Raw genomic sequence first — 22,246 nt, forward strand, 5'->3', positions numbered from 1 at the left:
TTATTCGCCGTTCGCCACCAGCCGCTGAATAAACCCGCGCAACCACATCAACGCCGGATCGCTGTTATGGCGCTGATGCCAGAGCAGCGCCACCTCAAACGGCGGCACGTCGAGCGGCACCGGGCTCGACGTCAGTCCCCAGGCCGTCTGCCACATATCGCACAGCCCGGCGGGCACGGTCGCGAGCGCGGACATCTGCATCAGAAGACCAGGCAGGCCCGCGAAGTGCGGCGTGGTGTAACAAATGCGGCGGCTTTCTCCCTGACGCGCCAGCAGCGTGTCGATAAGGCTGCTGGTCGCCTCGCGGTACGTCACCATCAGGTGCGGTTCGCGCACGTAATCGCTGAGCGTCAGCGGTGCGGCGAGGCGGAGCTGCGAGGGGTGCCAGAGCGTCACGAAAGGCATACTGACCAGCACCTCGCGCTCCTGCCAGCGCGGCCCGGCCTGCGCCACGCTTATCGCCATATCCAGTTCGCCTTCTTCCAGGCGGCGCGGATCGCTAAACGGCGAGCTCGCCACCACGTTAAGCCGCAGGCCAGGCGCGGCCTCACGCAGCGCCGGGATCAATTGCGGCATCAGCCACATCTCCACCCAGTCGGTCATGCCAAGCGTAATAGTGGCGCTCGCCTGCTGCGGGTGGAATTCAGCCTGCTGAAACAGCGCCGACTGGAGCTGCTCCAGCAGCGGCATCAGCTCGCCATGCAGGGCGACGGCGCGCGCGGTCGGCTGCATCCGGTGGCCGCTGCGGATAAACAGCGGATCGTCGAACATATCGCGCAGGCGTGCGAGCGCGCCGCTGACCGCAGGCTGCCCGAGATGCAGTTTATCGGCCGCGAGCGACACGCTCTGCTCGCGAAACAGCACGGCGAAAGCGATGAGCAGGTTAAGGTCGATTTTGCGGAAATCGTTTTCTTTGATAGTCATTATGGCTCCAATCAATTGGAGTGATACTAGTGCGGCGTGGATACTTCAGCAAGATAAATCACCTGGAGAAATACCATGAAAACCGCCGCTACCTTACTGGCTCTTTTCACCGTCGCGCTGGGCGCGCCGCTGTGCGCGGCCCCGATGGCCGTCAACAACGCCCAGGCGCCGGGCTATTACCGCATGATGCTGGGCGACTGGCAGATAACGGCGGTGTCTGACGGCACCGTGACCATTCCCGCCGATAAACTGCTCACCCGCATCGCGCCCGACGCTCTCAACGCGCGCCTCGCCGATGACGCGCTGACGCCGCAGGTCGAAACCTCTATCAACGCCTATGTCATTAACACGGGCGATAAACTCATCCTGGTGGACACTGGCGCGGGCGCGCTGCTGGGGAATAACGGCGGTCATCTGCCGGAAAACCTGCGCGCCGCCGGTATCGATCCGTCGCAAATCGACACGGTATTGCTCACGCACGTTCACGCCGATCACTCCGGCGGCGTACAGCGCGACGGTAAACCGGTCTTCCCGAACGCCACCGTGCGGGTGGATCAGCGCGATCTCGATCTCTGGCTGAACCCGGCGCGCGAGAAGGAAGTAGAAGCCAGCCAGCGCCACACGTTTGCGGAATCTGAACGGTCGCTGCGCCCGGTGATCCGCGCCGGAAAGATGAAGGCGTTCCGCGCGCCCACGCAAATTATGCCCGGCATTGAAGCGCTGGCCGCGCCCGGTCACACGCCTGGCAGCGTTATCTATAAAGTGAGCCGCAGCGGCGAAACGCTGTTGCTGTGGGGCGACATTATCCATGTGAAAGCGGTGCAGATGCCGCAGCCGCAGGTGGCGATTCATTTTGACGTCAATCAGGACGAGGCGGTGGTCATGCGGGAGAAAACGCTGAACATGGCGGCGCAGAGCAATGCCTGGGTGGCATCGGCGCATATCGCGTTTCCGGGGATTGGGAAGATTAAAGCGCAGGGAGACGGGTATCGCTGGGTGCCGGTCAACTACAGCAGCCACGGCGCGAAGTAACGTAAAGGGCGCCGCGAACAGGCGGCGCCCGGTACATCAGAAGATCATTTTAAACACGCCCGTGACCACCAACAGCCCAATCAGAAAAATAATCAGTACCGCCCACAGAATGATTTTCATCACTTACTCCTTATTGTCTTTGCGGGATCTCGTTGATCCATGAAGGTAATTATCAGTATAGAAGCTCCTGCAAAGGCGGCAGAAAAAAGTGCGGATGGCGTTTTTCCCTCCCCGGTGCCGAATGTTCAGGCCTCGCTATACTTAACGCTTTAACGCAACTCCCGGAGGCACCATGAGTTCTGCAAACAAAGTGGCCATCGTCACCGCGTCAGATTCAGGCATCGGCAAGAAGTGTGCGGTTTTTCTCGCAAAGCAGGGGTTTGATATCGGCATTACCTGGCACAGCGATGATAAAGGCGCGAAAGAGACCGCGCAGGAAGTCGAAAGCCTGGGGCGGCGCGCCGAGCTTATCCAGCTCAACCTCAGTCATCTGCCGGAAGGCGCGAACGCCATCCAGACGCTTATCGATCGCTTCGGCCGTATCGACGCGCTGGTGAATAACGCGGGCGCGATGATCAAAAAGCCGTTTCTGGAGATGACGTTTGATGAGTGGCGCAGTATCCAGACGGTGGACGTGGACGGCGCGTTCCTGTGCTCGCAAATCGCCGCCAAAGCGATGGTGAAGCAGGGGCAGGGCGGGCGCATTGTGAATATCACCTCGGTGCATGAACATACGCCGCTGCCGGAGGCGAGCGCTTACACCGCTGCTAAACATGCGCTCGGCGGCCTGACCAAATCAATGGCGCTGGAACTCGTAGAGCATAATATTCTCGTGAATGCCGTCGCGCCCGGCGCTATCGCCACGCCGATGAACGATATGGAAGAGGGCGACGCGAAACCCGGCTCGATGCCGAATATCCCGATAGCGCGCCCTGGCGAAACCGATGAGATTGCCAGCATTGTCGCGTGGCTGTGCTCTGAGGGCGCCACCTACACCACCGGCCAGTCGTTTATCATCGACGGCGGGTTTACGCTTGCCAACCCGCAGTTTAAACCGAAGGCTTAATCCTCTCTGCTGCTGCGTTTACGCCACAGCCAGCGCAGCAGCAGCACAATGCCCACCGCCAGCGCCACCCATACCAGCTGTTTGAGATGATGATCGAGGCGATGCAGCCACGGCTCGATGACCTGTCCGCCCAGATAACCCAGCGTAGTGAACAGCGTCGCCCAGACCAGCGCCCCGAGAATATTCAGCGGCACAAAGAGCTTCGGCGGAACCCGGCTCGCGCCGATTAACAGCGGGCCGACAATGCGAAAGCCATACATAAAGCGCGTGCCAATCACAAACCACGCCGGATGGCGCTGAATAAGCGTCTGCGCACGGGCGATTTGCTTTTGCTTGCCGGAAAAGCGCTCAAGTGCCCGGGTGCCGAACCGACGGCCTAACAGGTAAAGCGCCTGGTCGCCAATCATGCCGCCGAGCGCCACCACCAGCACCACCAGCGGAAAGCGCAGCAGCCCTTCATGCGCCGCCACGCCGCCCAGCAGCGTGACCGTTTCGCCTTCGGCAAGGCTGCCCAGTAAGAGCGTCACATAACCGTACTGCTCAATCAGGTTATTGATATCCATAAATTCCACTTACTCCCGTTTGTCATACCTCTCTTCTCTTCGCGCCACGCGCGAAACCGAAAGTATAACGCGCCCGCCATACCCTGCTCGTACAACGGCCCACGTGTTTTTGTGCTGTTTACTTTTTAATCACGCAGGCTGGATTATACTTAAAGCACCCGTTCCGGGCGGCCTGTGTCAGGGGGCGTTATGAACCATGTCTGGGGGCTTCTGTCCCATCCTTTCCGCGAAATGCAGATGATTCGTCGCGAAAACGAAACCGTGTCGCATCACTATACCCACCACGTACTCATCATGGCGGCCATTCCCGTGCTGTGCGCGTTTATCGGCACCACCCAGATTGGCTGGGATTTCGGCGACGGCAATGTGGTGAAGCTGTCGCTCTTTACCGGTTTTTATCTGGCTGTGCTGTTCTATGCGCTGATGCTGGCCGGTGTGGCGGTCATGGGGCGGGTCATCTGGTGGATGGCGCGCGACTATCCGCGCCGCCCGTCGCTCGCAGGCTGTATGGTCTTTGCGGGCTATGTGGCGACGCCGCTCTTTTTAAGCGGCATCGTGGCGCTCTATCCGCTGGTGTGGCTCTGCGCGCTGGCGGGCACGCTGGCGCTGCTTTATACCGGCTATCTGCTGTATATCGGCATTCCGGCGTTTCTCAATATTAACCAGGAAGAGGGGCTGCGCTTTTCCGGTTCAACGCTGGCTATCGGCGTGCTGCTGCTGGAAGTGTTGCTGGCCCTGACGGTCCTGCTGTGGGGCTACGGTTATCGTCTGTTCTGACGCGTGCCGCCGGTCTAAAAAACCGGCGGCACCGCGCCCTGCGCTGAATCTTCTGTAGCGGGAAACGCGAAGGCCGGAGTATGATGCCCGCGCCAGCCATCAATAGCTTTTTCCATTGGTGGCGGTGCGTTTAATTACGCGCGTGAATTATTTTCCGAACTTTCGCCATGTCGACAAAAATTCGTCTTTCTCTGTTAAGTCTCGCGCTGCTGCTGGCCGCGCCGCTTTCCACCCCGGCGCTGGCCGCCGCGAAAGCCGCCGCGTCGCCTGTTGCCGCCGCCGAGCCGCAAATTGCTTCCGGCAGCGCCATGATAGTCGATCTGCGCACCAATGAAGTGCTGTTCTCAAGCCACCCGGATCTGGTGCGCCCGATCGCGTCGATTACCAAAGTGATGACCGCGATGGTCGTGCTCGACGCCAGTCTGCCGCTGGATGAGATGCTGACGGTGGATATCAGCCATACGCCGGAAATGAAAGGGATCTATTCGCGGGTGCGCTTAAACAGCCAGATCAGCCGTAAAAATATGCTGCTGCTGGCGCTGATGTCGTCGGAAAACCGCGCGGCGGCAAGCCTCGCGCATCACTACCCGGGCGGCTACGACGCGTTTATTCGCGCCATGAACGCCAAAGCGAAAGCGCTCGGCATGCGCAACACGCGCTTTGTGGAGCCGACGGGGCTGTCCATCCACAACGTCTCTACCGCGCGCGATCTCACGAAGCTGTTAATCGCGACCAAACAGTATCCGCTGATTGGCCAGCTCAGCACCACGCGCGAAGAGATGGCGACGTTCGCGAACCCGGCGTATACGCTGCCGTTTCGTAACACCAACCATCTGGTCTACCGCGATAACTGGAATATCCAGCTGACCAAAACCGGGTTTACCAACGCGGCGGGGCATTGCCTGATGATGCGTACGCTGATTAAAAACCGCCCGGTCACGCTGGTGGTGATGGACGCCTTTGGCAAATACACTCACTTTGCTGACGCCAGCCGTCTGCGTACCTGGCTTGAAACCGGCAAGGCGCAACCGGTGCCTGAAGCGGCGCTGAGCTATAAGCGCCAGAAAGCGGCGCAAATGGCCAATAACAGCGTCGAATAAGCTATTCCGGCAGCGTCCAGTCTCCCTGATTGAGCGGACGCTGCATAATCAGCGTGTCGCGCCAGCCGCCGAATTTAAACCCGACGCTGCGCAAACTCCCCACCACTTCAAACCCCAGCAGCCGGTGCAGACGCGTCGAGCCGCGATTATTTTCGCCATCGCCAATCACCGCCATCAGCTGACGCCACGGGCCTTGCTCGCAGCGCTCGATCAGCGCCTGCAACAGACGGCTGCCGATGCCGCGCCCGACCATGCTGGCGTCGATATAAATCGATTCTTCGAGGGTATAGCGATACGCAGGGCGCGGGCGCCAGGGCGAGGCATAACTGTAGCCGACCACGATGTCGTCGATCTCCGCCACAAGCCAGGGCAAATCCTGCTGCGTGACGGCGTTGACGCGCGCGCTCATCTCATCAAGGGTAGGGGGCGTTTCTTCAAAGGAAGCGCGACCGTGTTCGACATGCCAGCCGTAAATGGCGCAGATAGCCTCGATATCTTCCGGCGTAACGTCACGAATCGCGGCTTTTGACGCCGTGAGATTTTCCACAACAGCCATACCTGTATCCTCAAAGACATACCGCCGGAGGGCTCCGGCGGTATGGACGATATAGTATGCCTGTGCTTAAAAAGAATACAGCCTGCCAGAATCAGCGGGCGGTATGCTCGTCTGGCGTTTGTGCGATCCCGTCCGGCTCACCCCAGTATTTCTGCTTCGAGGTTTTGCCGATGCCGGGGTTCATGCTGTTGGTCGGGTCATTAGCCTTATAAAACTGTTTTAAGCTTTCCGGCGCTTCGTAGAGATGGCCGACGTTATGTTCCGCCGGGTATTGCGCGCCGCGCGCGCGCAGCAGCGCCAGCATCTCTTCTTTCAGCGCATGCGCATCCACGCCTTTTTTGACGATGTAATCCTGATGGAAAACATGGCAGAAGAAGTGGCCGTAATAGAGCTTGTGCACGAGTTTGCTGTCGATCTCCGGCGGCAGGTGTTCGAACCACTCGGTATCGTTGCGTCGCAGCGCGATATCCAGCGCCAGAATATCTTCCACCTCGTCGGCGTGCACCGCGTGATAACGCACCGCCGCGCCCGCCGCCGCAAAGCGGTGGAGAAACGCTTTGCTGCCTTCTTCTGCCGTGCAGGCGAAGAAATCGCCTTCGGCCTCTTTAAAGAAGCTCGTCAGCCAGCTGCGCGCTTCTTCAATGCCGTCGCCCGCCATTTTAAGCAGCAGATGATGCTCATATTTATCGCGCCAGCTTTTCATGCGCGGCGGCAAATGACCGGGGAATAACCCGCCCAGTTTTTGCATCACGCGGTCGGTAAAGTGCGGTTTGATGAACGGCACTTTCTCAAGCCAGGCGTCGGTGCGGCCTTTAGTCGTGAAGAAGAACGGCATTTTGTCGGTGCCGAGTTTGTTGATCATCAGGAACGTGTCTTTCCCGTAGCGCTCGGCGATGTCGTAGATATCGCGATGCATATATTCGCCCGCGACCGGCAGACTCTGGAAATTCGCGAGAATATGACGGCGAATATGGGTCAGCACGTCAGGCTGATTGGTGCCGATATAAAACACCTCCTGGCGTTTTTCGGCTTCGAACGTATCGAGACGCACCGCGAACACGGCAAGCTTACCGGCGCAGCCGGAGGCTTCAAAGAGCCGCTCCGGGTTGGCGTTGTAGCGCGCCGGGCTGTCGGCTTCGATATCGCGCACGCGCTCAATATAATGACGATCGGAAGCCTGGCGCTCGTCATGGCGCACGGCGGTCGGATCAATGCGGTCATCGTCAAGGCGGCCCAGGATCTGCTCCGGCGTCTGGCCGAGATCGATGCCCAGATGATTCACCAGACGCAGCCGCCCGGTGTCGTCTATCTGCGCGAACAGCGCCATTTCGGTATAGGCGGGGCCGCGATGCACCAGCGCGCCGCCGGAATTATTACAGATGCCGCCCATCACCGAGGCGCCGATGCACGAGGAGCCAATCACCGAGTGCGGCTCACGTCCGAGCGGCTTCAGCGCGCGCTCCAGCTGCCAGAGCGTGGTGCCGGGGTAAGCGAGGATCTGCTCGCCGTTATCCAGCAGGTGCAGCTTATCGAGGCGCAGCGTACTGATAATAATAATGTCGCGATCGTAGTCGTTGCCGTTCGGCGTCGAGCCTTCCGTCAGGCCGGTGTTGGCCGCCTGCATCAGAATTATTTTGTCGCTGGCGACGCAAACTTCCAGAACGCGCCATAATTCCAGCAGCGTACCGGGAAAAACGACGGCCAGCGCCTCGCCCTGACCTGAGCGAAAGCCTTTGCGGTAACGGGCGGTTTTGGCCGGGTCGGTGAGAAGATGGCTGGCGCCGGTAATGCGGGTCAGCTCCGCGATAACCTCATGGTTACCGGAGGTTGGTGTCAGGGTCATGTTCCACTCCTTGTGGCAGAGAAAACGCACGTCTCTAAGCATAGCCGCGAATTTCTCAACGAGTCCGAAAAGGTTGAAAAATCAGCGTATAAACTTGCGTTTGGCTTCTTCCCTGCTAAGGCTTATGGCACACTGCACACCTTATATTTGTTGTGGCGGCAACGTTGCGGCTGCGTCTAAAAGAGAGTTAATCCTATGAAATGGCTTTGTTCTGTGGGTATGGCCGTGAGCCTTGCGCTGCAACCGGCCCTGGCGTCTGAACCGTTTGGCGACCATCCGCTGACGCCCGAAGCGCGGGATGCGTTCGTCACCGATTTACTCAAAAAAATGACGGTCGATGAGAAAATCGGCCAGCTGCGTCTGATAAGCGTCGGGCCGGATAACCCGAAAGAAGCGATTCGGGACATGATCAAAGAAGGCCAGGTCGGCGCGATTTTCAACACCGTGACCCGCCAGGATATCCGCGCGATGCAGGATCAGGTAATGCAGCTTAGCCGCCTGAAAATTCCGCTGTTTTTCGCCTACGACGTGCTGCACGGTCAGCGCACCATTTTCCCGAACAGCCTCGGGCTTGCCTCCTCGTTTAACCTCGACGCGGTAAAAACCGTGGGCCGCATATCGGCGTATGAAGCCGCCGACGACGGCCTCAACATGACCTGGGCGCCGATGGTCGACGTCACGCGCGACCCGCGCTGGGGCCGCGGCTCTGAAGGGTTCGGCGAAGATACCTATCTCACCAGCATGATGGGTAAAACGATGGTTGAGTCGATGCAGGGCAAAAGCCCGGCGGACCGCTATTCCGTCATGACCAGCGTGAAACACTTCGCCGCTTACGGCGCGGTGGAGGGCGGGAAAGAGTACAACACCGTCGATATGAGTTCCCAGCGTCTGTTCAACGACTACATGCCGCCCTATAAAGAAGCGCTCGACGCGGGCAGCGGCGGCGTGATGATCGCGCTGAACTCACTGAACGGCACGCCGGCGGCCTCCGACGGCTGGCTGCTGAAAGATCTGCTGCGCGGCGACTGGGGCTTTAAAGGCATCACGATCTCCGACCACGGCGCTATCAAAGAGCTGATTAAACACGGTACGGCGTCCGATCCGGAAGACGCGGTGCGCGTGGCGATTAAATCCGGCGTCGATATGAGTATGGCGGATGAGTACTACAGCAAATACCTGCCGAATCTTATCAAGAGCGGCAAAGTCTCTATGGAAGAGCTCGACGACGCTACCCGTCACGTGCTGAACGTCAAATATGACATGGGGCTGTTTAACGATCCGTACAGCCATCTGGGGCCGAAAGACTCTGACCCGAAAGACACCAACGCCGAAAGCCGTCTGCACCGCGACGACGCGCGCAACGTGGCGCGCGAAAGCCTGGTGCTGCTGAAAAACCGTCTTGAAACGCTGCCGCTGAAAAAATCCGGCACCATCGCGGTGGTCGGGCCGCTGGCCGACAGCAAACGCGACATGATGGGCAGCTGGTCTGCCGCAGGCGTGGCTGACCAGTCCGTGACGCTGCTTCAGGGTATGAAAAACGTGGCGGGCGATAAGGCGAAAATTCTGTTCGCCAAAGGCGCTAACGTGACCGACGATAAAGGCATCGTCGACTTCCTGAATCTCTACGAGCCAGCGGTGGTGGTGGATAAACGCACGCCAAAAGAGATGATCGACGAGGCGGTAAACGTCGCGAAGCAGTCTGACGTGGTCGTGGCGGTCGTGGGCGAAGCGCAGGGCATGGCGCATGAGGCATCCAGCCGCACCGATCTCACCCTTCCGCAGAGCCAGCGTGACCTTATCAGCGCGCTGAAAGCGACTGGCAAACCGCTGGTGCTGGTGCTGATGAACGGCCGTCCGCTGGCGCTGGTGAAAGAAGACCAGCAGGCCGATGCGATTCTGGAAACCTGGTTTGCCGGAACCGAAGGTGGTAACGCCATCGCCGATGTGCTGTTTGGCGATTACAATCCGTCAGGCAAGCTGCCTATCTCTTTCCCGCGCTCGGTCGGGCAGATCCCGGTGTACTACAGCCATCTCAACACGGGCCGTCCGTACAACCCGGAAAAACCGAACAAATATACCTCGCGCTACTTTGATGAAGCCAACGGCCCGCTCTATCCGTTCGGTTACGGCCTGAGCTACACCACGTTCAGCGTCTCCGATGTGAAGCTTTCCGCGCCGACCATGAAGCGCGACGGCAAAGTAACCGCCAGCGTGACGGTGACCAACACCGGCAAGCGCGAAGGCGCGACTGCGGTGCAGATGTATCTCCAGGACGTTACGGCTTCCATGAGCCGTCCGGTGAAACAGCTGCGTGGCTTTGAAAAAGTGACCCTCAAGCCGGGCGAAACCCAGACCGTCAGCTTCCCTATCGATATTGACGCGCTGAAATTCTGGAACCAGCGCATGAAATATGACGCTGAGCCAGGCAAATTCAATGTCTTCATCGGGCTGGATTCCGCCCGCGTGAAGCAGGGCGAATTTGAACTGCTGTAAGCTGCTGTCGATTGTCAGAGGGCCGGGAAACCGGCCCTTTTTTATGGCATTCGGCCGTTAAAAAATGCCATTTCCCGTCTTTTCCCTTTCCCCCTGAGATTTATCAACTACGCTTTTCTCTTAAGCCCTTAGCGAAGCGGATAAAAGAGGAAAATCATGAGGCTAAAACTCTGGAGCGCGGCAGGTCTGTTACTGCTGGCGGCAGGCGCGCAGGCGGCCGAGCCGGTGAAAGTGGGCTCGAAAATCGACACCGAAGGCGCGCTGCTTGGCAACATTATTCTGCAGGTGCTGGACAGCCACGGCGTGAAAACGGTCAACAAAATCCAGCTGGGCACCACACCCGTGGTGCGCGGGGCGATAACGTCTGGCGAGCTGGATATCTACCCGGAATACACCGGCAACGGCGCGTTTTTCTTTAAGCAGGAGAACGATCCGGCCTGGAAAAACGCACAGCAGGGCTATGACAAAGTCAAAAAGCTCGACGCCGAGCAGAATAAGCTTATCTGGCTGACGCCCGCGGCGGCGAACAACACCTGGACCATCGCGGTACGTCAGGATCTGGCGCAGAAAAACAAACTGACCTCGCTTGCCGATCTCAGCCGTTACCTTAAAGACGGCGGCACGTTCAAACTTGCCGCCTCGGCGGAATTTATCGAGCGCCCGGACGCGCTGCCAGCCTTTGAAAAAGCCTACCAGTTTAAACTGAATCAGGATCAGATGCTGTCGCTCGCGGGCGGCGATACCGCGGTGACCATCAAAGCGGCGGCCCAGCAAACCTCCGGCGTTAACGCCGCGATGGCGTATGGCACCGACGGCCCGGTAGCGGCGCTCGGTCTGCAAACGCTCACCGATCCTAAAGGCGTTCAGCCGGTTTACGCGCCAGCGCCCGTCGTGCGTGAGGCGGTACTGAAGGCGTACCCGGAGATGGCGCAGTGGTTTGAGCCGGTCTTTAAAGCGCTGGATGAGAAAACGCTCCAGGAACTGAATGCGCAAATCGCGGTAGAAGGGCTCGATGCCGGTAAAGTGGCGTCGCAGTGGCTTAAAGAAAAAGGACTGGTGAAATAACGCCTCCGGCGTTTGCCTGCGGGACACGTTTTGTCAATCAGATGCCATAACCGGGTGCTGGTGCTGCTGGCGGTCTTGCTGGCCGCCGCCGCCCTGTTGCCCTTTTTAAATTACGCGCCGAACCGGCTGGTGTCCGGCGCGCCGCTCGGTCTCTCCGGGCTTTTTCCTGCCATCGCGCCTGCCTTGTGGGCGCTGCCGCTTTTACTCTGTCTGCTCGCCTGCGTGCCCGGAAAACCAGGGGCGCTGCTGATTCTTATTGCCGCGCAGGCGCTCTTTATCACGCTGCTGTTTGTGACGGGCGATGAGGCGGCGCGACTGGCTGAAACCGGCAGTCGTCTGGCGCGGACCTCGCCCGGCAGCGGCCTGTGGCTGATGCTTGCGGTCTCGTTACTCGCCGCAAGCGACGCCATCGGCAGGCTGACGCGCCAGCCGCTCTGGCGCTGGCTGCTACAGGCGCAGATCTGGATGGCGCCGCTCTGGCTTCTGCTGAGCGGTCATTTCGATGCGCTGTCGCTTCTTAAAGAATACGCCAACCGCCAGACGGTGTTTGATGACGCCGCCGCGCGCCACCTGACGCTGATTTTCGGCACGCTGGCGCCCGCGCTTGTCATCGGCTTGCCGCTCGGGATCCTGTGTCACCGGCGCCCGCGCTGGCAGCCCGGTCTGTTCGCCGCGCTCAATATTATTCAGACGGTGCCGTCGGTGGCGCTGTTCGGTCTGCTGATGGCCCCGCTCGCCGGGCTGGCGCAGGCATTTCCGGCGCTCGGCGCGCTGGGCGTCTCCGGCACCGGGCTTGCGCCTGCGCTGATTGCGCTCACGCTCTATGCGCTGCTGCCGCTGGTGCGCGGCGTGGTGGCGGGGCTTGGGCAGGTGCCCGACGCGGTGCGGGAGAGCGCCCGCGGAATGGGCATGTCCGCCTGGCAGCGCTTCTGGCATGTCGATGTGCCGCTGGCGCTGCCCGTCTGGCTGCGCAGCCTGCGGGTGGTGGCGGTGCAGACGGTCGGCATGGCGGTCGTTGCCGCCCTGATTGGCGCAGGCGGCTTCGGGGCGCTGGTATTTCAGGGATTACTCAGCAGCGCGCTCGATCTGGTGCTGCTCGGGGTGATCCCGGTCGTGGCGCTGGCGGTAGTGCTGGACGCGCTGTTTACGCTCGCCATCGGCGCGCTGGAGACGAAACGAGATGATTGAATTTCAGCAGGTCAGTAAATTTTATGACGGCGGCGCGGCGGTAAAAGATTTAAGCCTGACGTTCGCCGAAGGCGCGTTTTCGGTGCTTATCGGCACCTCCGGCTCCGGTAAATCCACCACGCTGAAGATGATTAATCGTCTGGTGGAGCACGACGCAGGCGAGATCCGCTTCGCGGGCGAGGAAATCCGTCAGTTTTCGCCCGAGGCGCTGCGCAGGCGCATGGGGTATGCGATTCAGTCGGTCGGGCTGTTCCCGCACTGGACGGTGGCGCAAAACGTCGCCACGGTGCCGCAGTTGCTGAAGTGGCCGAAGGCACGCATTCAGGCGCGGGTCGATGAACTGCTCGCGCTACTTGGGCTCGCGCCTGAAGCATTTCGCGATCGCTACCCGCATCAGCTCTCCGGCGGGCAGCAGCAGCGGGTCGGCGTGGCGCGCGCGCTGGCGGCCGACCCGGAGGTATTGCTGATGGACGAGCCGTTCGGCGCGCTCGACCCGGTGACGCGCAGCGCGCTGCAACAGGAGATGCGCCGCATTCATCAGCTGCTCGGACGCACCATTGTGCTGGTCACGCACGACATCGACGAGGCGCTCGGGCTTGCCCAGCATCTGGTGCTGATGGATAACGGCGAAGTGGTGCAACAGGGCGCGCCGCTGACGCTGCTCACCGCGCCGCGCAATGATTTCGTGCGTGATTTTTTCGGGCGCAGCGAGCTTGGCGTGCGATTGCTGTCGCTCAAACAGGTGGCGGAATTTATCGAGCCTGGCACAGGCGAGGGCGCGCCGGTGGCGGACACCTTAACGCTGCGCGAGGCGATGTCGGTATTTGTCGAGCGCCAGTGCGAGGCGCTGTCGGTAGTGGACGCGCAAGGCGCGCACCGCGGCGTGCTGCGCTTTCGTCATCTGGTGAATCAGCGGGAGGCGCGGGGTGAATAGACTGCGCGATCCGCTGCTCTGGCTGGCGCTGTTGTTTGTCGCGCTGTTACTGGCGATGCCGCACAGCGAAGGACTGTTTCACTGGCTGCTTCCGGGGCTGTCGCGCCCGGTCTATCTGCAGGAGAGCTTTGTCGCGCTTACGCTCTCGCATCTCGGCCTGGTGGCGGTCGCGGGCGCGGTGTCGGTCGCCTGCGGCGTCGCGGTGGGGATTGCGGTAACGCGCCCGTGGGGACGCGAGTTCCGCTCGCTTGCCGAAACGCTCGCCGCCGCCGGGCAGACATTCCCGCCGGTGGCGGTGCTGGCGATTGCCGTGCCGGTGATGGGCTTCGGACGGGAGCCTGCGATTGTCGCGCTCATTCTTTACGGCCTGTTGCCCGTTTTGCAGGGGACGCTCGCGGGCCTGAGCGCGGTGCCGGAAGATGTGAAAGAGGTGGCGCGGGGCGTCGGCATGAGCCGCACTCAGATCTTACGCAAAGTGGAATTGCCGCTGGCGTTTGGAGTGATGCTCGCCGGGATCCGTACGTCGGTGATTATTAATATCGGCACGGCCACCATCGCCTCGACCGTGGGCGCCAGCACGCTCGGCACCCCGATTATCATCGGCCTGAGTGGGTTTAACACGGCATATGTGATTCAGGGCGCGGTGCTGGTGGCGCTGGCGGCGGTCCTGGTGGACCGGCTCTTTGAGCGCCTGGCGCGGGTTATGAACCGGAATGCAGGATAACGGTGTAGCCGGCCAGCATAACGCCGCCGATACCCCCGATGGCCATCAGGACCATGCCGGTGATAAGCCCGATTCTGACTAATTTCATGCGTTGCTCCTTATGTTAACCGCGTAATTATACGGTGAAGCGCGACTGTTAATGAACCTTTAAATCGTTTCCGGCTCATGGAGTGAAAAGATGGCGTGTCCCTGTTGATGCCAGGCGGCGATTTGCTCGAGCTGACGCGCCGCGGGCAGCTCTCCGCACCACACCAGCAGCGTTTTGCCAGGAAACAGCTCCGGGCGCAACTGCACCAGCGGCTGCGCCAGCACATCCACCCGCCAGCCTTTCTGCACCGCCACCCAGGCTGCGAGCCAGACCTGCGTCGCATCCTGATGATTCCAGCCGACCACCAGCGCGTCGTTGCCGGGCTTTTTCCATGCCGATTGCAGACAGAGCGCGATGTAGTTAATCAGAATACCGTCAAGAAGGCTTAACAGGGCATGCAGCGTGGCATGCTGTAACTGCATCCGGCGGCGCAGCGGGGTATAGAGATGGCGCACCAGCATCTGGGCCGGGTAGTCGCGCCCAAGCTCGCTCACCCAGTGACGCACCTGGCCTGGATTGCCGCTGCGCAGTTTCGCGAGCAGCATCTCCTGTCGCTCGCGCCAGCCTTCCGGCTCATCGGCACCGTCCTCGCAGAGCAGCGTTTTAACTTTACTGACCTGGACGCCTTGCTCAATCCAGTGTTTGATTTCGCGAATGCGGTCGATGTCCGCCTCGCTGAACAGACGGTGGCCGCCGTCGGTGCGTACGGGTTTGATCAGTCCGTAACGGCGCTGCCACGCGCGCAGCGTCACAGGGTTTACTTCGCAGAGATCGGCCACTTCGCCAATCGTATATAACGCCATACTGGTTCTCTTCGGGAAATGTTACCCGTTAAATGTAGTAGGTGATGCACGAACCGGGAAAAAGAGTTTGTATCCTGTATCCTGGCGACAAAAGGCGAAAACCACGGCGCAGGACGAAAAAAGGGGAGATATGCATCTCCCCTCGGTTTATGGCGCGGCTGGCGCGTTGGGCGTCAGGTTATTTCACCTGCTGACCCGGCTTCGCGCCGCTGTCCGGGCTCAGCAGGAAGATATCTTTCCCGCCAGGACCTGCGGCCATTACCATGCCTTCAGAAATACCGAAGCGCATTTTGCGCGGCGCGAGGTTCGCCACCATCACCGTCAGACGGCCAATCAGCGCCTGCGGGTCCGGGTAGGCGGAGCGGATGCCGGAGAAGACGTTGCGTTTTTCGCCGTCGAGATCCAGCGTCAGGCGCAGCAATTTGTCGGAGCCCTCAACGAACTCCGCGTTTTCAATCAGCGCCACGCGCAGGTCGATTTTCGCGAAATCGTCAAACGTGATGGTCTCCTGAATCGGGTTATCCGCCAGTTCGCCGGTCGCAGGCGCCGCAGCCGCTTTCACTTCTTCCCTGGAGGCTTCCACTAACGCTTCCACCTGTTTCATCTCAATACGGTTATAGAGCGCTTTGAAGCTGTTCACTTTATGGCCGAGCAGCGGGGCGTTAACGCCGTCCCAGGTCAGCTCGACATTCAGGAACGCCTCGGCGCGCGCACACAGCTCCGGCAGTACCGGCTTCAGGTACGTCATCAGCACGCGGAACAGGTTAATGCCCATAGAGCAGATCGCCTGCAGATCGGCGTCGCGGCCTTCCTGTTTAGCAACCACCCACGGGGCCTGCTCGTCAACGTAGCGGTTCGCCAGATCGGCAAGCGCCATGATTTCACGGATTGCTTTACCGAATTCACGGCTCTCCCACGCCTCGCCAATCACGGCAGCCGCGTCGGTGAAGGTTTTGTAGAGCGCCGGGTCAGCCAGTTCCGCGGCTAATTCGCCGTCAAAACGTTTGGCGATAAAGCCCGCGTTGCGCGACGCCAGGTTGACCACTTTATTGACGATATCCGCGTTCACGCGCTGCACGAAATCTTCCAGATTCAGGTCGATATCGTCGATGCGTGACGAGAGTTTCGCCGCGTAGTAATAGCGCAGGCTGTCGGCGTCGAAATGGTTCAGCCAGGTGCTGGCCTTGATGAACGTGCCGCGCGATTTGGACATTTTCGCGCCGTTGACCGTCACATAGCCGTGCACAAACAGGTTGGTCGGTTTGCGAAAACCGCTGCCTTCCAGCATCGCCGGCCAGAACAGGCTGTGGAAATAGACGATATCTTTACCGATGAAGTGATACAGCTCGGTGGCGGAGTCTTTTTTCCAGTACTCCTCGAAGCTTTGGGTATCGCCGCGCTTGTCGCACAGGTTTTTGAACGACCCCATGTAGCCGATAGGCGCATCCAGCCAGACGTAAAAATATTTGCCCGGCGCGTTCGGGATTTCAAAGCCGAAGTAAGGCGCGTCACGGGAGATATCCCACTGTTGCAGTCCGGATTCAAACCACTCCTGCATTTTGTTCGCCACCTGCTCCTGGAGCGCGCCGGAGCGGGTCCACGCCTGCAGCATTTCGCTGAATGACGGCAAATCGAAGAAGAAGTGTTCAGAATCACGCATCACCGGCGTCGCGCCGGAGACCACCGATTTCGGTTCGATAAGCTCGGTCGGGCTGTAGGTTGCGCCGCAGACTTCGCAGTTATCGCCGTACTGATCCGCAGATTTACATTTCGGGCAGGTGCCTTTCACGAAACGGTCCGGCAGGAACATGCCTTTCTCAGGATCGTAGAGCTGCGAAATGGTACGGTTTTTAATAAAGCCGTTCTCTTTCAGGCGGGTGTAAATCAGCTCCGACAGCACGCGGTTTTCGTCGCTGTGCGTAGAGTGATAGTTGTCGTAGCTGATGTTAAAGCCCGCGAAATCGGTCTGATGCTCTTTGCTCATCTCGGCAATCATCTGCTCCGGCGTGATGCCAAGCTGCTGGGCCTTGAGCATGATGGGCGTGCCGTGGGCGTCGTCGGCGCAGATGAAGTTAACCTCGTGGCCGCGCATTCGCTGGTAACGGACCCAGACATCAGCCTGGATGTGCTCCAGCATATGGCCGAGGTGGATGGAGCCGTTGGCGTACGGCAGCGCGCACGTTACCAGAATTTTCTTCGCGACTTGAGTCATAGTGAGTATTACGTCTTCTGTGGCAAATGGGGCAGTCATAGTACCCGAATCCACCCGCGTTGAGTACCGCGCGGCGGTAAAAGCGCGCAAAAAAGCAGACGAAATAGCGGCCTACGGCGAGGCGATGAGCCGCCAGGAATAACACGCGCGAGGGATTCTGAATGGCGGGCGTCCGTGGGATGGATATCAGTGAGGCTGGCGCTAATGCTTTAAAGGTGGGCTGCGTTTTTAAAGCGTATCGCAATCGGATAAAAAAGGACTGCTCGCCAGATATGAAAACGTTATCGGCTATTTTCCTGATGTCGCTGGTTAATTTAACTGGCTGCGTGGCTGACCAGGCGACGTTTAATCGCGCCGGCGACGTGCGCATTATCAATGGCGAGGTTTGTATTTATACCGCGCAGGCCGGGCCGGGGGATGTCTTCACGCAGTATGCGGTTTATTCCAGCCATGACCCAAACCCAAAGCGCCACGCGGTGCTTTTACCTGCGTATCAGACCTGTCTGCCGAACGGCGCTTACCAGAAGGGTGAAGCGTGGGTGGCAGAGTATGTGCTGATGAAGCCGGGCGGTGAACTGCAAAAATACGCCGTATCGTTTATCGCGCCCTGAAGCCAGACGCCTGCTGATCTGCATAAGCGCACATCAGGCCAGGCTCAGCGGGCGTTTAATGTCGTCTTACTCCCCACGACTCTGTTATGATTCTATGACTGCAATTTATTAACATCAGAACAACAAAGGAGTCGGGATGAATTCGCAATCCCAGGCCAAATCCCCCGAGGCGCTGCGTGCGCTGGTCGCCGGGACGTTAGCCAATTTCCAGCACCCCACCCTGAAGCACAACCTCACGGCGCTGAAAGCGCTGCATCATGTCGCCTGGCTTGATGACACCATCCATGTCGAACTGCTGATGCCGTTCGCCTGGCGCAGCGGTTTTGAGGAGCTGAAAGAGCAGGTGAGCGCCGAGCTGCTGCATTTAACCGGCGCGAGCGCGATCGACTGGAAGCTGTCCCACAGCATCGCCACCTTAAAACGCGTGAAAAACCAGCCGGGCGTGAACGGTGTGAAAAACATCATCGCGATCAGCTCCGGCAAGGGCGGGGTAGGGAAATCCTCTACTGCCGTCAACCTGGCGCTGGCGCTGGCGGCGGAAGGCGCCAAAGTGGGCATTCTGGATGCCGATATCTACGGCCCGTCGGTGCCGACGATGCTGGGCGCGGAAGGCGAACGCCCGACCTCGCCGGACGGCACGCACATGGCGCCGATTATGTCTCACGGTCTTGCCACCAACTCCATCGGTTACCTGGTGACCGACGATAACGCCATGGTGTGGCGTGGTCCGATGGCGAGCAAAGCGTTGCTGCAACTGCTGCAGGAAACCATGTGGCCGGATCTCGACTATCTGGTGCTGGATATGCCGCCGGGTACCGGCGACATTCAGCTGACGCTTGCCCAGAACATCCCGGTGACCGGCGCGGTGGTGGTGACCACGCCGCAGGACATCGCGCTTATCGACGCCAAAAAAGGCATCGTGATGTTTGAAAAAGTGGAAGTGCCGGTGCTTGGCATCGTTGAGAACATGAGTATGCATATTTGCAGCAACTGCGGTCATCACGAGCCGATTTTCGGCACCGGCGGCGCGCAGAAGCTGGCGGAAACCTACCGTACCCAGTTGCTGGGACAGATGCCGCTGCATATTACGCTGCGTGAAGATCTCGACCGCGGCCAGCCGACCGTGGTCTCCCGCCCGGAGAGCGAGTTCACCACCATTTACCGCCAGCTGGCGGGCCGTGTGGCGGCGCAGCTCTACTGGGAAGGCGAAGTGATCCCGGGCGATATCGCGTTTCGCGCGGTGTGATGCCGGGTCGTTGTCGCTAAAATGAAACACGCCTCCCACGGGAGGCGTTTTTTATGGATCAGGGTTTGCGAAAATGCAGGAGCACATAGGCGCCTTCCGGGGCGTCGCCGTGTCCTTCCTCCACCCAGCCGTGACGGGCGTAAAAGCGCAGCGCGCGCGCGTTTTTCTCCATACATTTCAGCGCGCCGGTGCTGGTGAACCGCGCCTGCACGGCCTCCAGCAGCGCCGCGCCGACGCCGCGCCCCTGGGCGTCTGGCGCCACAAAGAGATGATGCAGAAAGTTGTCATTCTCAGCGATGGACGCGAACCCCAGCCGGTGGCCATCCTCCTGCGCCACGAGAATCGTTTCGCCGAGTGTGTCGGCGTCAAAATCCTCCAGTCGCCATTCGCTGGGGTCAAGCCACGGCCATCCCTCGCGGCGGGCGTGCAAATAGAGCGTGCGTAAAAACGGGCGATCGCTCTCCTCCCAGGGTCTAATCTCCATAACGGTCTCCTTCATCAGCGACGCTGACCTGTTCTTTTTTTGGTTTGCTTCATAGAAAGTTATGGCACAGCAGCGTATTTTACGCGCTCTTAATTGTCAGAGCGGAGCGTGGACGTGTACGAGTTCAATCTGGTGTTATTGCTGCTCCAGCAGATGTGCGTGTTTCTGGTGATCGCCTGGCTGATGAGCAAAACGCGGTTGTTTATTCCGCTGATCCAGGTGTCGATTCGCCTGCCGCATAAGCTGTTGTGCTACGTCACGTTCTCCGGTTTCTGCATTATGGGCACGTATTTCGGGCTGCATATCCAGGATTCCATCGCCAATACCCGCGCGATTGGCGCCGTCATGGGCGGCCTGCTCGGCGGGCCGCTGGTGGGCGGCCTGGTGGGGCTCACCGGCGGTCTGCATCGCTATTCGCTCGGCGGCATGACCGCGCTGAGCTGCATGGTGTCAACGATTGTCGAAGGGCTGCTCGGCGGGATCGTCCACAGCTGGCTGATTCGTCGCGGGCGCACCGATAAAATCTTTAACCCCTTTACCGCAGGCGCGATTACGCTGGTGGCGGAGATGGTCCAGATGGGCATTATTCTGCTGATTGCCCGCCCGTTCGGCGACGCGCTGCATCTGGTGCAAAACATCGCCGCGCCCATGGTGGTCACGAATACCGTCGGGGCTGCGATGTTCATGCGCATTCTGCTCGACAAGCGCGCCATGTTTGAGAAATACACCACGGCGTTTTCCGCCACCGCGCTGAAGGTCGCCTCTGCGACAGAAGGGATCCTGCGCCAGGGGTTTAACGTCGAAAACAGCATGAAAGTGGCGCAGGTGATTCGCCAGGAGCTGGAGATAGGCGCGGTCGCCATTACCGATCGCGAACAACTGCTGGCCTTTACCGGCATCGGTATGGATCACCATCTGCCCGGCAGCCCCATTTCGTCGCCCTGGACGCTGCGGGCGATCGATTCCGGCGAAGTGGTCTACGCCGACGGCAACGAAGTACCGTACCGCTGTTCGCTGCACCCGAACTGTAAGCTCGGCTCGACGCTGGTGATCCCGCTGCGCGGCGAGAACCGCAAGGTGGTCGGCACCATCAAGCTGTATGAGCCCAAGCACCGTCTGTTCAGCTCGATTAATCGCACGCTGGGAGAAGGGATCGCGCAACTGCTTTCCGCGCAAATCCTGGCGGGCCAGTATGAGCGCCAGAAGCAGTTGCTCACCCAGTCGGAGATCAAGCTGCTGCACGCCCAGGTGAACCCGCATTTCCTGTTTAATGCGCTGAACACGCTGATGGCGGTGATCCGCCGCGACAGCGATCAGGCCTGCCAGCTGGTGCAATATCTCTCGACATTTTTCCGCAAAAACCTCAAGCGCCCGACGGATGTGGTGTCGCTCGCCGATGAAATCGACCATGTGAACGCGTATCTGCAAATCGAACAGGCGCGGTTTCAGTCGCATTTACAGGTGAGCATGAACCTGCCCGATGAACTGCGCCATATCCGGCTGCCCGCGTTTACGTTGCAGCCGATTGTCGAGAACGCCATTAAACACGGCACCTCGCAGCTTTTAGGCCCCGGCGAAATCGCCCTGCGCGCCAGCCGCGACGATGAGCATCTGGTGCTGGAAATTGAAGACAATGCCGGGCTCTATCAGCCCAACGCCGCGAGCAACGGCCTTGGCATGAGCCTGGTGGATAAACGACTGCGCGCGCGCTTCGGCGACGAGTGCGGCATTTCGGTCGCCTGTGAACAGGACCGCTTTACCCGGATTACCTTACGTTTACCGCTGGAGGGAACGACATGATTAGCGTGCTGATTGTCGATGACGAGCCGCTGGCGCGGGAGAATCTGCGTCTTCTGCTGAAAGAAGAGGCGGATATCGAGGTGGTGGGCGAATGCGCCAACGCCGTGGAGGCTATCGGCGCGGTACACCGCCTGCGCCCGGACGTGGTCTTTCTCGATATCCAGATGCCGCGCATCTCCGGTCTCGAAATGGTCGGGATGCTCGACCCCGACACCCGCCCGTGGATTGTCTTTCTGACGGCGTTTGACGAATACGCCGTGCAGGCGTTTGAAGAGCACGCCTTTGATTATCTGCTCAAACCTATTGAGACCGCGCGCCTGCAAAAGACGCTGACGCGGATGCGCAACGAGCGGCGCGAGCAGGACATGTCGCCGATCACCGAGCGCCAGGAGGCGCTGAAATTTATTCCCTGCACTGGCCACAGCCGCATTTACCTGCTGCAAATGGAGGACGTGGCGTTTGTCGCCAGCCGCATGAGCGGCGTGTATGTGACGAGTGGGCAAGGGCAGGAAGGTTTCACCGAGCTGACGCTGCGCACGCTGGAGAGCCGCACGCCGCTGATGCGCTGTCACCGGCAATATCTGGTCAATATGGCGCACCTGAAGGAAATCCGGCTGGAAGAGAACGGCCAGGCGGAGCTGCTGTTGCGCCACGGTCAGACGGTGCCGGTCAGCCGCCGTTATCTCAAAACCCTGAAAGAAGCGCTCGGGTTGCGCGGATAGGCGCGTGATTATCGC

22 protein-coding genes are annotated in these 22,246 nt (G+C 59.8%); 13 read left to right on the forward strand and 9 right to left on the reverse strand.

Annotated features, from left to right (window positions below; translation table 11 throughout):
- On the reverse strand, nt 1-924 hold the full coding sequence (locus AB8W27_RS06895) for a LysR family transcriptional regulator (RefSeq protein WP_041923742.1): 924 nt from the start codon (nt 922-924) through the stop codon (nt 1-3).
- Between the two features lie 75 nt (nt 925-999).
- Here AB8W27_RS06895 and AB8W27_RS06900 point away from each other — a divergent pair, with 75 nt between their 5' ends.
- On the forward strand, nt 1,000-1,956 hold the full coding sequence (locus AB8W27_RS06900) for an MBL fold metallo-hydrolase (RefSeq protein ID WP_041923741.1): 957 nt from the start codon (nt 1,000-1,002) through the stop codon (nt 1,954-1,956).
- 36 nt (nt 1,957-1,992) lie between these two features.
- On the opposite strand, the gene yohP is transcribed toward AB8W27_RS06900, so the two are convergent.
- On the reverse strand, nt 1,993-2,076 hold the full coding sequence (gene yohP, locus AB8W27_RS06905; RefSeq protein WP_000691708.1) for a small membrane protein YohP: 84 nt from the start codon (nt 2,074-2,076) through the stop codon (nt 1,993-1,995).
- Nucleotides 2,077-2,248: 172 nt separating this feature from the next.
- Here yohP and AB8W27_RS06910 point away from each other — a divergent pair, with 172 nt between their 5' ends.
- On the forward strand, nt 2,249-3,022 hold the full coding sequence (locus tag AB8W27_RS06910) for an SDR family oxidoreductase (RefSeq protein WP_007762541.1): 774 nt from the start codon (nt 2,249-2,251) through the stop codon (nt 3,020-3,022).
- On the opposite strand, the gene AB8W27_RS06915 is transcribed toward AB8W27_RS06910, so the two are convergent.
- On the reverse strand, nt 3,019-3,585 hold the full coding sequence (locus AB8W27_RS06915) for a DedA family protein (protein ID WP_015741840.1): 567 nt from the start codon (nt 3,583-3,585) through the stop codon (nt 3,019-3,021). The genes AB8W27_RS06910 and AB8W27_RS06915 overlap by 4 nt on opposite strands.
- 189 nt (nt 3,586-3,774) lie before the next feature.
- Here AB8W27_RS06915 and AB8W27_RS06920 point away from each other — a divergent pair, with 189 nt between their 5' ends.
- Together AB8W27_RS06920 and pbpG are read left to right on the forward strand one after the other, a co-directional pair.
- Nucleotides 3,775-4,362, forward strand: coding sequence for a Yip1 family protein (locus AB8W27_RS06920; RefSeq protein WP_007762538.1), 588 nt, complete (start codon nt 3,775-3,777; stop codon nt 4,360-4,362).
- A 167-nt stretch (nt 4,363-4,529) separates the two neighbouring features.
- Nucleotides 4,530-5,462: a D-alanyl-D-alanine endopeptidase gene (gene pbpG, locus AB8W27_RS06925; RefSeq protein WP_041923740.1), complete on the forward strand. Its 933-nt coding sequence runs from the start codon at nt 4,530-4,532 to the stop codon at nt 5,460-5,462.
- Nucleotide 5,463: 1 nt separating this feature from the next.
- On the opposite strand, the gene AB8W27_RS06930 is transcribed toward pbpG, so the two are convergent.
- Both AB8W27_RS06930 and dld read right to left on the reverse strand, forming a co-directional pair.
- Nucleotides 5,464-6,018, reverse strand: a complete 555-nt coding sequence (locus tag AB8W27_RS06930; protein WP_041923739.1) for a GNAT family N-acetyltransferase — start codon at nt 6,016-6,018, stop codon at nt 5,464-5,466.
- A gap of 91 nt (nt 6,019-6,109) precedes the next feature.
- Complete coding sequence (gene dld, locus AB8W27_RS06935) at nt 6,110-7,861, reverse strand: D-lactate dehydrogenase (protein ID WP_041923738.1); 1,752 nt, start codon at nt 7,859-7,861, stop codon at nt 6,110-6,112.
- A gap of 195 nt (nt 7,862-8,056) precedes the next feature.
- Between dld and bglX the strand changes: the two genes are divergently transcribed.
- The 5 genes from bglX to AB8W27_RS06960 all read left to right on the forward strand — a co-directional run bounded on the left by bglX (nt 8,057) and on the right by AB8W27_RS06960 (nt 14,265).
- Nucleotides 8,057-10,354, forward strand: a complete 2,298-nt coding sequence (gene bglX, locus AB8W27_RS06940; protein WP_015741835.1) for a beta-glucosidase BglX — start codon at nt 8,057-8,059, stop codon at nt 10,352-10,354.
- A gap of 153 nt (nt 10,355-10,507) precedes the next feature.
- Nucleotides 10,508-11,419, forward strand: coding sequence for an ABC transporter substrate-binding protein (locus tag AB8W27_RS06945; protein ID WP_282913989.1), 912 nt, complete (start codon nt 10,508-10,510; stop codon nt 11,417-11,419).
- A gap of 30 nt (nt 11,420-11,449) precedes the next feature.
- The gene (locus AB8W27_RS06950) at nt 11,450-12,607 is read left to right on the forward strand and encodes an ABC transporter permease (protein ID WP_041923737.1); all 1,158 of its coding nucleotides are present in this window, start codon (nt 11,450-11,452) and stop codon (nt 12,605-12,607) included.
- The gene (locus AB8W27_RS06955; protein WP_015741832.1) at nt 12,600-13,541 is read left to right on the forward strand and encodes an ABC transporter ATP-binding protein; all 942 of its coding nucleotides are present in this window, start codon (nt 12,600-12,602) and stop codon (nt 13,539-13,541) included. Before AB8W27_RS06950 ends, AB8W27_RS06955 begins: the two co-directional genes overlap by 8 nt.
- Nucleotides 13,534-14,265: an ABC transporter permease gene (locus AB8W27_RS06960; protein ID WP_041923736.1), complete on the forward strand. Its 732-nt coding sequence runs from the start codon at nt 13,534-13,536 to the stop codon at nt 14,263-14,265. Before AB8W27_RS06955 ends, AB8W27_RS06960 begins: the two co-directional genes overlap by 8 nt.
- Here AB8W27_RS06960 and AB8W27_RS06965 read toward each other — a convergent pair.
- The 3 genes from AB8W27_RS06965 to metG all read right to left on the reverse strand — a co-directional run bounded on the left by AB8W27_RS06965 (nt 14,243) and on the right by metG (nt 17,368).
- The gene (locus tag AB8W27_RS06965; RefSeq protein WP_015741830.1) at nt 14,243-14,353 is read right to left on the reverse strand and encodes a protein YohO; all 111 of its coding nucleotides are present in this window, start codon (nt 14,351-14,353) and stop codon (nt 14,243-14,245) included. The two genes, AB8W27_RS06960 and AB8W27_RS06965, sit on opposite strands and share 23 nt — an antisense overlap.
- A gap of 59 nt (nt 14,354-14,412) precedes the next feature.
- Nucleotides 14,413-15,156, reverse strand: a complete 744-nt coding sequence (locus AB8W27_RS06970) for a MerR family transcriptional regulator (protein ID WP_015741829.1) — start codon at nt 15,154-15,156, stop codon at nt 14,413-14,415.
- A 178-nt stretch (nt 15,157-15,334) separates the two neighbouring features.
- Nucleotides 15,335-17,368 (reverse strand): methionine--tRNA ligase, encoded by a 2,034-nt coding sequence (gene metG / locus AB8W27_RS06975; protein ID WP_041923735.1) that lies wholly within the window; start codon nt 17,366-17,368, stop codon nt 15,335-15,337.
- 272 nt (nt 17,369-17,640) lie between these two features.
- Here metG and AB8W27_RS06980 point away from each other — a divergent pair, with 272 nt between their 5' ends.
- Nucleotides 17,641-17,979 carry a putative T6SS immunity periplasmic lipoprotein gene (locus AB8W27_RS06980; RefSeq protein WP_041924189.1) on the forward strand — a complete coding sequence of 113 codons (339 nt, stop codon included), beginning with the start codon at nt 17,641-17,643 and terminating at the stop codon, nt 17,977-17,979.
- Nucleotides 17,980-18,115: 136 nt separating this feature from the next.
- On the forward strand, nt 18,116-19,225 hold the full coding sequence (gene apbC, locus AB8W27_RS06985) for an iron-sulfur cluster carrier protein ApbC (protein ID WP_015741826.1): 1,110 nt from the start codon (nt 18,116-18,118) through the stop codon (nt 19,223-19,225).
- A gap of 58 nt (nt 19,226-19,283) precedes the next feature.
- Here apbC and AB8W27_RS06990 read toward each other — a convergent pair whose 3' ends face one another.
- Complete coding sequence (locus tag AB8W27_RS06990) at nt 19,284-19,709, reverse strand: GNAT family N-acetyltransferase (RefSeq protein ID WP_007762501.1); 426 nt, start codon at nt 19,707-19,709, stop codon at nt 19,284-19,286.
- Nucleotides 19,710-19,823: 114 nt separating this feature from the next.
- Here AB8W27_RS06990 and AB8W27_RS06995 point away from each other — a divergent pair, with 114 nt between their 5' ends.
- Both AB8W27_RS06995 and btsR read left to right on the forward strand, forming a co-directional pair.
- Nucleotides 19,824-21,509, forward strand: coding sequence for a sensor histidine kinase (locus tag AB8W27_RS06995; protein ID WP_041923733.1), 1,686 nt, complete (start codon nt 19,824-19,826; stop codon nt 21,507-21,509).
- On the forward strand, nt 21,506-22,231 hold the full coding sequence (gene btsR, locus AB8W27_RS07000; protein ID WP_007762493.1) for a two-component system response regulator BtsR: 726 nt from the start codon (nt 21,506-21,508) through the stop codon (nt 22,229-22,231). The genes AB8W27_RS06995 and btsR overlap by 4 nt, the downstream gene beginning before the upstream one ends.
- Nucleotides 22,232-22,246 lie beyond the last annotated feature (15 nt).

It is taken from the genome of Cronobacter turicensis (assembly GCF_041222865.1).
GTDB lineage: Bacteria > Pseudomonadota > Gammaproteobacteria > Enterobacterales > Enterobacteriaceae > Cronobacter > Cronobacter turicensis.

Excerpts from the sequence above, each read along its gene's own strand:
- AB8W27_RS06895 (WP_041923742.1), bottom strand. The coding sequence starts at position 924 with ATGACTATCAAAGAAAACGATTTCCGCAAAATCGACCTTAACCTGCTC.
- AB8W27_RS06900 (WP_041923741.1), top strand. The coding sequence starts at position 1,000 with ATGAAAACCGCCGCTACCTTACTGGCTCTTTTCACCGTCGCGCTGGGC.
- yohP (WP_000691708.1), bottom strand. The coding sequence starts at position 2,076 with ATGAAAATCATTCTGTGGGCGGTACTGATTATTTTTCTGATTGGGCTG.
- AB8W27_RS06910 (WP_007762541.1), top strand. The coding sequence starts at position 2,249 with ATGAGTTCTGCAAACAAAGTGGCCATCGTCACCGCGTCAGATTCAGGC.
- AB8W27_RS06915 (WP_015741840.1), bottom strand. The coding sequence starts at position 3,585 with ATGGATATCAATAACCTGATTGAGCAGTACGGTTATGTGACGCTCTTA.
- AB8W27_RS06920 (WP_007762538.1), top strand. The coding sequence starts at position 3,775 with ATGAACCATGTCTGGGGGCTTCTGTCCCATCCTTTCCGCGAAATGCAG.
- pbpG (WP_041923740.1), top strand. The coding sequence starts at position 4,530 with ATGTCGACAAAAATTCGTCTTTCTCTGTTAAGTCTCGCGCTGCTGCTG.
- AB8W27_RS06930 (WP_041923739.1), bottom strand. The coding sequence starts at position 6,018 with ATGGCTGTTGTGGAAAATCTCACGGCGTCAAAAGCCGCGATTCGTGAC.
- dld (WP_041923738.1), bottom strand. The coding sequence starts at position 7,861 with ATGACCCTGACACCAACCTCCGGTAACCATGAGGTTATCGCGGAGCTG.
- bglX (WP_015741835.1), top strand. The coding sequence starts at position 8,057 with ATGAAATGGCTTTGTTCTGTGGGTATGGCCGTGAGCCTTGCGCTGCAA.
- AB8W27_RS06955 (WP_015741832.1), top strand. The coding sequence starts at position 12,600 with ATGATTGAATTTCAGCAGGTCAGTAAATTTTATGACGGCGGCGCGGCG.
- AB8W27_RS06965 (WP_015741830.1), bottom strand. The coding sequence starts at position 14,353 with ATGAAATTAGTCAGAATCGGGCTTATCACCGGCATGGTCCTGATGGCC.
- AB8W27_RS06970 (WP_015741829.1), bottom strand. The coding sequence starts at position 15,156 with ATGGCGTTATATACGATTGGCGAAGTGGCCGATCTCTGCGAAGTAAAC.
- metG (WP_041923735.1), bottom strand. The coding sequence starts at position 17,368 with ATGACTCAAGTCGCGAAGAAAATTCTGGTAACGTGCGCGCTGCCGTAC.
- AB8W27_RS06980 (WP_041924189.1), top strand. The coding sequence starts at position 17,641 with ATGAAAACGTTATCGGCTATTTTCCTGATGTCGCTGGTTAATTTAACT.
- apbC (WP_015741826.1), top strand. The coding sequence starts at position 18,116 with ATGAATTCGCAATCCCAGGCCAAATCCCCCGAGGCGCTGCGTGCGCTG.
- AB8W27_RS06990 (WP_007762501.1), bottom strand. The coding sequence starts at position 19,709 with ATGGAGATTAGACCCTGGGAGGAGAGCGATCGCCCGTTTTTACGCACG.
- btsR (WP_007762493.1), top strand. The coding sequence starts at position 21,506 with ATGATTAGCGTGCTGATTGTCGATGACGAGCCGCTGGCGCGGGAGAAT.